General features: G+C 51.0%; 1 protein-coding gene. It reads left to right on the top strand.

Going from position 1 to position 206, the window contains the following annotated elements; all coding sequences use genetic code 11:
- Positions 1-183 (top strand): hypothetical protein (locus tag DXA36_RS32755; RefSeq protein ID WP_330425147.1); only part of this gene is annotated, 183 nt, incomplete at its 5' end.
- Positions 184-206 lie beyond the last annotated feature (23 nt).

The raw sequence follows: 206 nt of genomic DNA, 5'->3' as shown, positions 1-206 counted from the left end.
TCGGAATCCATGATAGAGAACCAGGCGGTGCTGGAGGATCTGGAAATCCAGACTTTTACCAATATCATCACCGGACAGGCACCCGTCGACGAATTCGATTCTTTTGTGGAGCAGTGGAAAGCCCTGGGCGGCGAGGAAATTACCGGGGAAATCAATGAATGGTATCAAGAAATGAACCGCTGACGTTACTGTTCGGCCGAAGGCTG

The sequence above is a fragment of the Eisenbergiella sp. OF01-20 genome (genome assembly GCF_003478085.1).
GTDB lineage: Bacteria > Bacillota > Clostridia > Lachnospirales > Lachnospiraceae > Eisenbergiella.
Note: the sequence above shows the minus strand (reverse complement) of the source record. Positions and strands in the feature narration are given on the sequence as shown.